The organism is Fischerella sp. (assembly GCF_013388695.1).
Lineage (GTDB): Bacteria > Cyanobacteriota > Cyanobacteriia > Cyanobacteriales > Nostocaceae > PCC9605.
Genome location: NZ_JACAEU010000203.1, coordinates 1 through 11,479 on the forward strand (window position 1 = coordinate 1; position 11,479 = coordinate 11,479).

Below are 11,479 nucleotides of genomic sequence, written 5' to 3' on the forward strand. Positions count from 1 at the left end.
GCTGCCCGATAATCTTCTATCCCTTTTAACGCTTCTATCAAACTGCTACTCATCACACAACACAACTAAGCATCATTTTCTACTCTATTTTTTCTCTACTGACTATGAATTAGCCCTACTAGAAGGGCGAGGTTTTAAACCCATTTTTCTGATAACAAATCACAACAAACTAGATGAAAATTGGGCGTTGCTGAATCAAGATATGAATTTACAATTCACGGGTATGACCAGACGTAGCATTGCTACGTCTCTACTACAAAAATGTATGCAAACATAATTCATGACCAAATTCAGCAACGCCGAAAATTGTTCTGCACCCTGTATAGCTGCCTTGTTTAAAAAGGACTGTAATTTACGGAAAAATAAAAACCTTGTTCTTGTAATGTTCCATACCGATCGTCTGCCTCGGTCAGAGGCACGCCGTAATCAATGCGGGCGTTAAGATAATCACCCATCTGCCACTGCAAACCTAAGCCGATACCAACTAAAGTATTGGGGTCTGGGTCTTGATCGGGACTATCGGAATTGTTCCAGCCAATGCCAAAATCGATAAATGGTGCTAATTGTAACACCCCTTGTACTTTTTCTACTTGTAGAATGGGCAATCTGACTTCTGCCGATGCAAACAAGCCATTATCGGTTAAAAGCTGATCCTGCCCATAACCCCGGACGCTTTGCAGGCCTCCTGAGCGAAACTGTTCTATGGGTACGAGGGGTCTAGTTGCTAATTGTATATCTGAACGTAACACTAGCAAAGTTTCTGGTGCTAACAATCGCACGTACTGTCCTTGTCCGCGCCAAGCTAAAAAGCGACTATCGGGTGGGTCGTCGTTGACAGTGGCATCAAACCATCCTACCCCTAAACTAAATTGCGATCGCAGTGCAAAAACTTGTTGGGGATTGCGTTGAGTATATTCCTGAAAGAATCGCAGTGCAGAGACGCGCGTTTGCCCTTCCTCGTCTGCACCGGGAGATAAGGGAAAACCTTCTCCCAACAGTTCGGTTTCACTGTCTTGTGTGGATAAGGTCAGACCTAGTGCTACTTCTTGGGTGGGAGTTTGAACGAACGGCTGGCGCACAGTCAAATCAAAGTAAGAATAGTCGCTTTCAATATCAATACGATCGAAGGGTTCTTTAATCACTTCCACATCGGTTTTACCGATACCGACAGCAATAGTACCGTTGCGGGCATTAATCGGCACTGTATACTTAAAGTCATAAGTGTTGCTACCATCGCTGTTGGTGTACTCTAATGCCAAGCGATCGCCAAACCCAAATAAATTACCCTCGTTAAATCTGACACCTCTACGGAAACTACCCACACTAGGATCGCGATCGTTATCAGCAAAAAATTCTGTTCTTGATGAATCTGCTTCTCTAACATTGACTTCCAGCAAACTTAATTCCGGACGCGAACCGGCAGACAATTCTGCAGAAATATTTGCGATCAAAGGATCAAGCTGCAATAGTTGCAGTGCTTCTAGAAGACGATCTCGATTTAAAGGTTTAGAAGTGGCAAGGGCAATGCGACTGCGTACATAGTTAGGGTTCAAACGGTTGGTACCCGTGATTTTAATATCTTCTATTCCACCTTCAATAATCTGAACCTTGACTACTGCTCCCTTCCTTGGCAAAGTTTGATCGGCAGGGATAACAGCACCAGAATTGATGTATCCTGCTTTGGTATACAAATCTGTAATGACGTTCTCAACTTGCAATAGTTCAGAAAAGGCGATCGGTCGGTTGAGAAAGTTGGCTATGGCTGCGTTTAACTTCTCGTCGCTGAATGCAGTATTTCCTTCAAACTCGAACTTGCTAATAGTGATGCTTCCAGGAATTTCGGGACGTGGTGAAGGTTCTGTTGGTGGAGACGGAGTTTCTTCTAGAGGAGGTGTTGGTAATGGTTGGGGTTCTGGTATTGGTTGTGGTGGTGGTGTCGGAGGAAGTGGGGTAGGAGGACTAATATCAGGACGCTGGGACAGAATCAAAGTTGATGCTTTACTAATTTGAGTTTGATTTAGAAGAGGGAATTCAGGATTAAAAAAATTAGATTCATTTTCAGTTCCTGCTTCACTATCCTGACTAGTTGTATTTGGCACATAGGCTTGTATAATTTTTTGCTTCTGTGTTTTGATTTCTATTTGCTCATGTTTGACAGATAAGCTTTCAGTATCGAAAGACCGCTCTGGAACGTTTCCAGCCCAAGCTTTAAAAGCAGAGAAGGCTATTAACACTTCCAAGATTAACGAAACAGTTAATTTCAGTTTCAAGGTTTGGTAACGCATTAAAATATTGATAAACTTATATTAATTAACTCTACATACCATAGATTATGGTATGTAGCATAGAGAATTATAATAAAAGTTAACGAGGTAGTATAGAAAACCAAAAGGAAAAATGAGTAGTTATAAGATATTGCTTTCAATGAAGGAATATATATTAAAATGACGGAAGGCAAGAACAAGCTCTTATATGGTCGCTATCAAATCATCCAAGAATTAGGAAGAGGTGGTTTTGGAGTAACCTATCTTGCTACAGATACACTATCTAATGTATTATGTGCAATTAAAAAACTAGACCCTCTCAACGCTGATATTGAAACAGCCAAAAGATTCTTTCATAGAGAAGTCAATATTTTAAATACTTTACAGACCAATCAACAAGTTCCCAAATTTTTTGATTATCTAGAAGAAGAAGGAAATTATTATATTGTTGAAGAATATATAGAAGGCAAATCTTTGGCGGAACTAATAGGTCAGCAATGGACAGAGCAAACAGTTATTAATTTTATACAACAAATTTTATCTGTCTTAGCATATTTGCATGCAAAAAATATTATTCATCGTGATATTAAACCATCTAATTTAATTATCAGAAAGGGAGATAATAAATTTATATTAATTGATTTTGGCTCAGTCAAAAAATTAGAAAACAAATATCCTTCACACCAATCGCCACCTACACAAACGATGATTGGAACACCTGGATATGCCCCTCCAGAACAAATGTCAGGAAAGCCACGCTTCAACAGTGATATCTATTCTTTGGGTCTAACAGCAATTCAACTTTTAACTGGAATGCACCCTAGAGAATTAAGACGAGATGAGCAAGACAATATTGTTTGGCCTAGCAATTGTGATATTGATGATTCTTTAGCGGCTATTTTAAATAAAATGGTCTATACAAGTCCCGAACGCCGCTACCACTCTGTAGATAATGTTTTTGAAGATTTAAATAATACTAAAGTCAGTCCAGCACCAACTCAACCACCAACTTATTATCCATTTAATCATACATTTAATACTCGACAACTGCTAACTAGGTTTCGAGTAGTCAAGCTTTGGCATATACCAGTTTTACTGGCAGCATTAACATTGATATTAGTTGGTGTAGAAAATTTTAATCCTTTTTTGCGACCTTTATATTATTCCTATCAGGGTAATAATTTACTTGATGAACACCGAGCAGAAGCAGCCCTTGACCAGTTTAATAACCTCAAAGAAATTCAACCAAACTCAGCCGAAGCCTGGAGAGGAAGAGGAGATGCACTGTTTATCTTAGGGCGCGATTCTGCGGCATTAGAATCTTATAATAAGGCGATTTCTCTCCAGCCTAAAGATAAAAGAATTTTGATGAAAACCTTCATTAATAAAGGTAAGGTTTTATATAAACAACAAAGATATCAAGAAGCTCTAGATACCTATGAGCAAGCACTTAAAATTGACAATAACAATGCTGAAGCATTGAGTGGAAAAGGTTTGTCTCTGTTAGCATTAGGTCAAAAAAAAGAAGCATTAGAGAACTTAGAGCAGGTCAAGCAACTTAAACCAGACGATCCAAGAATTTGGCAGGAAATAGGTTTTGCTATAGAACAATCGCAAGGGCGACAAGCTGCCAAGCCTTACTTTGAAGAAGCACTATGGTCTTATAACGATCTTATCAATACAATTAAGCGAAAAAACCCAATTATCTGGACAGATCGAGGCTCTATATTACTCAAATTAAACCGTCCGCAAGATGCACTTAATTCTTACGAAGAAGCACTCAAAATTGATAGTAATTTTTATGAAGCTTTAATTGGTAAAGGCAATGCGCTAAATTTATTAGGACAACCTAGCAAAGCCTTATTTGCTTTTAAGCAAGCTAGTGAAATCCGTCCGCAAGATTATCTAGTTTGGTTTAACCAAGGAATTTTACTGACACAAACCTTAAGAAATCACGAGGAAGGCTTGAAAGCCTTTGAGCAAACTACTATTTTAAAAGATGATTTTTCTCCTGCTTGGGTGGGTAAAGCATTAGCGCTGTTAGAATTACAACGCTACAAAGAAGCGCTAGTTGCCATTGACAAAGCAAAAGACTTGCAACCCCAAGATCCTGATGTGTGGGATATCCGGGGAGATATTTTAAAAGAATTAGGAAAGCCAGCAGAAGCTGCTAATTCATATAATCAAGCTGAAAAACTCAGAAGCGCAATGCCCTAACTGCATAAAAAATTAAGGGCAAATCTCAATTATTAGACCTAGGCGTGAAAAATAATGTAGAGACGCGAAATTTCGCGTCTCTACAAAGATTTTGGGAACGCATAATTAATTTCTACCAGATGTTTATTAGAAATAGGAAATAACTGAGCAAAATGAAAGGCTGGCAAACGTATTTGTGTTGAACAATTAGCCCAAAGCACCTTTACCAGCCTTCTACTATACCATCTCTAGCGACGAACTGAGAAGTGAAGTTTCTAACATTTTTTGATTTATGGTGATGCAAGCTTAAAACCGTTGGTGAGGATAGAAAATGGTGTAGTAAAGGGATGGATCGATGCGATCTGTGAAAGGATGGTACAAATATTGCTCTCGGGTATACGATCTGTATTCCTTGGTTTGATCGTCTTCCAACACTTCTGCTTGGGGACTTTGGACAACTTTAATTAGGGTGGTCAATTTTGACCATGCAATCGAGAAGGGATTTTGCAGATATCGCTGAACCAATGATTTTTTTTTACAGCTAGGTAATGCTACTTGCTTAACAGCATCTAAAAATAGTTTATCTGTACTCTTCGACATTATGATTCCTCCTTTGCACAATTAAGTGTTGTAACAAGCTCTTTCATGGCGTACGCTAATGCTTGTGAGTGAAATAGCACTAAGATAAAACGCAAACACTTTGAATTCAGATCTCACTTGTTGATTTAACTTTAGATAGCAAATATCAAAAACTTGGAAAGAATTTCCACCAGGAGTTGCTACACACCTCTTGTTCTAAACCCTTACTATCCAAAAGCTTCAGCTTAGTTGAGTGCTATTCACTTTTAAGCGTTCTAACGTTTCTCAGAAATCGACTTGGTTACTATTAGGTGTTCCTACAATCAACTTATGCACTTTTCCGGTGAAAAAGAGAATCAAAATCGTAAATAAAGATGAAGAGTCTTTCATAAATTGATATCTTCCACTCTTTGAGTAGGAGAGCCAGAGGCTCTTAATTCTCGTTACCAGGTTCAACCTGGTAACGAGAGTCGAGAGTGGTGGGCTTTCTATCACAACAAGGATAGGGGTAAAGTTTCATGCAAAAACTGAGTCTAAATTCAACACAAATCCAGGTAGTACATCCTCACCAGATAAACTCTTGGGAGATTGTAAAACTTCCACTGCTTGATTGGGGCGATAAATTTCCACTTGCTTATCTATAGGGTTAATTAACCAACCAAGACGCAAACCATTTTCTATATATTCCCGCATTTTTGCTTGAGTATCTTCTAAATCATCACTTTCAGAAACTAATTCCACTGCAAAATCGGGACATAAAGGTGGGAATTTCTTTCTTTGTTGTGGCGTGAGAATATCCCATCTTTCCATCTTTATCCAAGACGCATCAGGAGAACGAGTTGCACCATTTGGAAGCTTAAAACCTGTAGAAGAATTAAACGCTTTTCCTAGCCGATTTTGACGGTTCCACAACCAAAGCTGACCTTCTATATCCAAGTTGCGCTCTCCAGTTTCTCCTCCAGTGGGTGACATGATGACTAATTCCCCTTGAGCAGTTAGTTCCAATCGCAACTCTTTATTAACAGCAACAAGTAATTCAAATTCTTCATTCGTCAACTTCAGTGCTGGAGGTAACTGTAAAGTTAAAGCACTCATAATTAATTCTTCTCTACTAAAAACTTACTTGTTTAATCTGTTCCCCATTCCCAACCTTGCAGATTTATCCACCGCGATCGCGTTCTAAATCATCTATGACTTTTTCCATATACCATTCCTCTGACATCCCAGGATGGTATCTTTTCGCCTGTTCAATCAGTCGTTGGGCGATTTCCCAATAGCCACCAACCAGTCTCAACAAACGCTGTCGTAGCAGCATATACCTTGCTTGTTTAGACTCAGAACTAGGAGTTTGGATTTTTTTGAGACTATCTATAACTTGCTGGTAATTTCCCCAGTCTTCTTTCTCACAAAAAATACTTGCTGCCTGCTGATAATCTGCAAAGGCACGTTGCATTTCTTCTAAGCAAGTGTAAGCAAGACCGCGATTGTAGTAAGCTTGAGCATCATCAGGATTGATTTGCAGCGCCTTAGTATAATCTTGTACAGCACCGAGATAATTACCCATTACCCGATAGACATTTCCTCTGGCAACATAAATGAGTGCATCTTCGGGTTGAAGTTGGAGTGCTTTGTTGAGATCGGCGATCGCCCCTTGATGATCTCCTAATTGGGAACGGGCTTTTCCCCGGTTGCGATAGACAATCGCATCTTGAAAATTAAGTTGTAGTGCTTGGTTAAAATCTGCGATCGCTTCCCGATAATTACCCAGTTTGCAACGCACAACCCCGCGACAGCAATAAGCTTGTGCATCCTGCGGATCAACTTGCAATGCCCAGTTTAAATCTTCCAATGCTTGGCGAGTATCTCCCTTTTCTGCCCTTTCCAATAACTGGGTAAAATATTCCTTTGGCGACATTATAGGTGCAGTTGGGGAAGCTGGTTGGAGAACCACAGCAGGATTTTCTTTTGGTTGGAGTTCTTTAATCTTTTCTAAACAGAGGCGACAGTTTTCTTTATCCTTTTGCTGTAGATATAGTTCCGCTGCCTTTTTAAAATTAGCGATCGCCTCATAAATATACCCCTGTTTGCGGTGTATAATTCCCCGCAAACTATAAGCCGCTGCATAATGAGGATTGAGACGAATAGCTTTATCTACGTCTGCAAGCGCACCCGGCAGATTTTTCAGCGCTACTCGCGCTAACGCCCGACAATAATAAGCCTCAAAACTTTCGGGATTAAGCTTAAGGGCTTCGGTGTAATCAGAAACAGCTTGAAGAATTTCTCCGAAATCATAGTATGCTAAACCCCGTTGATAGTAAGCTTCGGCAAAATAAGGATTTATCTGTATAGCACGGGTAAATTCCTCAATAGCTCCAGCATAGTCTTTTTGCTTAGCTCTTTCCAATCCACTATTGTAAAAATCATCATTCATGGCGTTTGCTTAAAGACAGAAGGCAGAAGAATATCAAAATGAAAACAATTCACTTCATCCTTTATACTTTAAACTCCAGCCTACGGTTGACTCATTCCTTATTTTAGGATGGGGAGATGGGGAGTAGTCAATTAAAAATTAAAAATTAAAAATTCAAAATTTTTAATTTTTAATTTTACATTTTTAATTCCCCGAAGGGGAGATGGGGGGAGTGGGAGAGTGGGGGATGGGAAGATGGGGAGTAAGGGAAAGAACCAATAACAAATGACCAATGACCAATGACCAATGACTACTAACTACTAACCACTAACTACTAACCACTAACTACTAACCACTAACCACTAACTACTAACAAATGACAAATGACAAATGACAAATGACTACCTTTACCGTTACCCACCCTTATATCCTGGTATCCTGCTAAAACGCTACAAGCGCTTTTTTGCTGATGTTGAACTTGCATCTGGAGAGGTAGTAACAGCACACTGTCCGAATACCGGGCCAATGACAGGAGTTTGTATTCCAGGTAATCCAGTGCAGCTTTCCAAAAGTGATAATCCTAACCGTAAATTGGCTTACACCTGGGAAATGATTCAATTGCATGATCACAAGCCAACTTGGGTAGGTATCAATACTGCTTTACCAAATCGGATCGTAAAGTTAGCTTTAGAAAAAAATCTTTTCCCTCAGCTGGGTAAGTATAGCCAAATTCGTGGTGAAGTAGCCTACGGACAAGATAAAAAAAGTCGGGTGGATTTTTTTCTATCTTCAACAGCAACAATAATTCAAAAATCAAATACACTGCCACTAGACCCAGATAGTACTATCTTGTCTGAAACTTCGTCACCAAAAAATAGTGCATTGCTATTAACTGACAACAACCACCCAATATATTTAGAAGTGAAAAATACCACTTGGGCACAAGGTAAGTTAGCGCTATTTCCCGATACGGAAACAACACGGGGACAAAAACACTTGCGAGAATTGATGGCACTACTGCCTCAAAGTCGTGCAGTGATGCTTTACTTTATCAATAGGGGTGATTGTGATGAGTTTGCTCCTGGTGATAGTGCCGATCCTGTATATGGCAAGTTATTGCGACAGGCATTCTCCCTCGGTTTAGAAATTCTACCTTGTCGTTTTCAAATCTCCCCAATTGGTATTCGCTACTTAGGTTTAGCAACACTCAAAATTTAATTTAAAGCTTGTAACATTCATTCGCTAATAGGGTGTGTTAGGCGTTAGCTTAACGCACCTAAACCCTTTAAATTAACGCTAGCGTATCTTAAACAGATTTTATATTTAATTTGGCTGTTGCGCTGATTTTTAGCCAGACTATTTTCTGAATATATGTCAGTATAGATTTATAGGTAGCCCTGTAAATGTGGGTTAAAAAAAACCAATTTGCTTGTGATTTGACTTGGTGTCTTCGTGCCTTGGTGGTTAAGAAAATTTATTTTTGAACCACAAAGACACAAAGCTTGCCCTTGAACGCAGTGTAGACGACCGCAAGGGCGGCTTCCCGTAGGGTAGGGACACAAAGAAAACTTATAGACTAACGAAAGCACTCGATTATAGCAAAAAGATAATCTACATCAAGACGCTTCTGAACCTTTTTTATAGATTTTCGCAAACTAATAAATTATTGGATACTTTTTAAGTATGAAAATTAGAAACATTACAACAGGTGTATCCCTGCAAACTCCTAGAGAAAAAGACAAAATTAAACAAGCTGCTGATTTTAATCAGGGAGCAAAGGATTTTTTTGAACAATACGGATACGAAGTTCAAACAACCAGAATTGCTACTAATCCTTGGGAAGAATATTTGCAAGGCTTGTCTACACCCGAAATAGTGAGTGAAATTCAAACTCTAGATCAATTCTGCCACGAACTTAATGTCAGTTTTTTCAATATTGGTTATGCCAGCGAAGCGAAAACTATAGCAATCATCCCAGATATTAACAAAAATACTTCAGTAATTTATTCTTCCAGCAAGATTGGAGACAGGGAAACTGGCATAAACTTTGAAACCGCTTGGGAATCTGCAAAAGTGATTAAACGTATTTCCCAAGAAACAGAAAATGGTTATGGTAACTTTCGCTTTTGTGCTTGGGCAAATTGCCAGCCAGGTATACCATTTTTCCCGACTGCATATCATAAAGGCAATACATCTTTTGCGATTGGTGTAGAGTGCAGTGAGTTGGTAATGAAAGCCTTTTCTCTAGCTAACCATGATATTCAAGCAGCAGAAGAAAATCTCCGAATCCTCTTGGCAGAAGAATTAAAACAAGTAGCAGATATAGCTGAAACAATATCTGCAAAATTTGCGATTACATACAATGGCATTGACACATCACTGACATCACCTTTGGATCAAAAACAAAGTATTGCTTTTGCTTACGAAAAACTCATGAGTGGCAAGTTTGGGTATCTAGGAACACTGACAATTTCTGGTATGCTGACTCGTGTTTTGAAAAATGTACCAGTCAAAGTATGTGGTTATTCTGGTTTAATGCTTCCTGTTTGCGAAGATATTGGTTTAGCAGCAAGAGCTAACGAACAGACTTATGATATTACTAACTTATTATTGTATTCAGCAGTTTGTGGTTGTGGACTTGATACAGTGCCTATTCCGGGTGATATCACAATAGAAAAGATTGCAGCCATATTAATTGATATGGCAACTCTAGCCATCAAGCTAGATAAACCCCTATCAGCAAGATTGTTTCCAATTCCGGGTAAGAAAGCTGGGGAAATGACAGCTTTCAATTCCCCATATCTTGTAGATTGTCAAATATTTGCTGTGAATTGAAATTGTTGTTTGTTCGTAGTTGGTTGTTGGTTGATAACCCAAACAACTACCAACCAACAACAACCAACTAATCTGAAAGCAAACTTGGAGAAGTCAGCACAAATACATCTCTTGTACCTATACCATCACTGATCGGTTTAATAGGAGTAGTATAGTGAAAGAATTTATGGTCGTTGATTAATAGTAGTTCTCCCGGATTCAGAATTTTGTTGAAAACAGGCTTTTCTTTTTTGGCGGTATATAAATGTGTTTCTCCACCTTGAATATTGTCTCTATCAACTGAGAAGATGCCGATAAAATCAGTACCATCTCTATGTATACCTTCAGGTGCTGGGTTGCCAAAATTATCCGGCGTACAAGTAGTTCTGATTTGATGCACTCCTATTTCCGCTTCTGGGTGCAGTTTACAGGAATCGCTAAATGCTAAAACTAGATTTTTAAATATGTCCAGTTCTATGAGTGCATCTTCTAATTCTGTAAACTCTCTTTTGATATCACCCACTAAGGGATTGTAATCTTTACTTTGAAAGAGATAACCATGAGGTAGTTTGATTAATTTATCTCCAGAAACTATAAAACGCGATAATCTTCTTAAGCGATAGTTGCCTTTAATGTAAGGGTCAACAGGTAAATTATCAAAAAATGGTTTAAAACCTTCTGTAGTTATGGAATTTACCTTTCTAAGAGTAAACAGAAAGGCATATTCTAACTCTGTTGATCCCTGGACTGTTTGCATAGGAATTACCTCCTCGCACATTGATATCCCATATGTCCTCCCCAGTTTTATTTTTTAGAGGAGGCTTATATTTCCTAGTGTATGCTATTTTTTATTAAACTGTCGTCAATTAGACTACAGAAATTACCATTTCATGGTATAAAGACATTTTTTAAATAAAATAGTAAAGTTGTGTTAAAATACAGTTCAAATTTTGCATCAGTTGTTAAAATGCTGTGAACTACCTACACTAACTCTGCGAGTACAGTGTAGGTAGTTCACAATGGACTTCCAGCTAAAAACTGACGCAAAGACAGCCAAACGCACAGACGCAAAGACGTTTTTCTGTTTTGATGAGCGTTTCTAAGTAGATAGACATAAATAAAGTAAAAATAGGGCGGGCGAGACGCCCACCCCACAAGAACAACAAATCTCTTGTGGGGTGGAGAGAAGTTGCCGGGGAGATGTTCTTTCCGGCAA

Annotated in this window: 9 protein-coding genes; 3 read left to right on the top strand and 6 right to left on the bottom strand. The window is 38.8% G+C overall.

All coding sequences use genetic code 11. From position 1 onward, the window contains the following. Positions 1 to 335 precede the first annotated feature (335 nt). Positions 336 to 2,285 (bottom strand): ShlB/FhaC/HecB family hemolysin secretion/activation protein, encoded by a 1,950-nt coding sequence (locus tag HXY43_RS26150; RefSeq protein ID WP_290889978.1) that lies wholly within the window; start codon positions 2,283 to 2,285, stop codon positions 336 to 338. Between the two features lie 159 nt (positions 2,286 to 2,444). Here HXY43_RS26150 and HXY43_RS26155 point away from each other — a divergent pair, with 159 nt between their 5' ends. Further along, a complete protein-coding gene (locus HXY43_RS26155) occupies positions 2,445 to 4,481 on the top strand; it encodes a serine/threonine-protein kinase (protein ID WP_290889982.1) in 2,037 nt (678 codons plus the stop codon). 285 nt (positions 4,482 to 4,766) lie between these two features. Here the strand turns inward: HXY43_RS26155 and HXY43_RS26160 are convergent, their stop codons facing one another. The 3 genes from HXY43_RS26160 to HXY43_RS26170 form a co-directional block, all read right to left on the bottom strand. Beyond that, positions 4,767 to 5,060, bottom strand: a complete 294-nt coding sequence (locus HXY43_RS26160) for a hypothetical protein (RefSeq protein WP_026731208.1) — start codon at positions 5,058 to 5,060, stop codon at positions 4,767 to 4,769. 495 nt (positions 5,061 to 5,555) lie between these two features. Continuing rightward, complete coding sequence (locus HXY43_RS26165) at positions 5,556 to 6,134, bottom strand: Uma2 family endonuclease (protein ID WP_290889986.1); 579 nt, start codon at positions 6,132 to 6,134, stop codon at positions 5,556 to 5,558. 64 nt (positions 6,135 to 6,198) lie between these two features. Beyond that, the gene (locus tag HXY43_RS26170; protein WP_290889989.1) at positions 6,199 to 7,470 is read right to left on the bottom strand and encodes a tetratricopeptide repeat protein; all 1,272 of its coding nucleotides are present in this window, start codon (positions 7,468 to 7,470) and stop codon (positions 6,199 to 6,201) included. A gap of 369 nt (positions 7,471 to 7,839) precedes the next feature. Here HXY43_RS26170 and sfsA point away from each other — a divergent pair, with 369 nt between their 5' ends. Together sfsA and HXY43_RS26180 are read left to right on the top strand one after the other, a co-directional pair. Beyond that, positions 7,840 to 8,667, top strand: a complete 828-nt coding sequence (gene sfsA, locus HXY43_RS26175) for a DNA/RNA nuclease SfsA (protein WP_290889992.1) — start codon at positions 7,840 to 7,842, stop codon at positions 8,665 to 8,667. A 465-nt stretch (positions 8,668 to 9,132) separates the two neighbouring features. Then, complete coding sequence (locus tag HXY43_RS26180; RefSeq protein WP_290889995.1) at positions 9,133 to 10,284, top strand: DUF711 family protein; 1,152 nt, start codon at positions 9,133 to 9,135, stop codon at positions 10,282 to 10,284. A 67-nt stretch (positions 10,285 to 10,351) separates the two neighbouring features. Here the strand turns inward: HXY43_RS26180 and HXY43_RS26185 are convergent, their stop codons facing one another. Continuing rightward, positions 10,352 to 11,020 (bottom strand): 2OG-Fe dioxygenase family protein, encoded by a 669-nt coding sequence (locus HXY43_RS26185; protein ID WP_290889998.1) that lies wholly within the window; start codon positions 11,018 to 11,020, stop codon positions 10,352 to 10,354. 274 nt (positions 11,021 to 11,294) lie between these two features. After that, the coding region (locus HXY43_RS26190) for a hypothetical protein (protein ID WP_290890001.1) at positions 11,295 to 11,479 on the bottom strand (185 nt) is incomplete at its 5' end.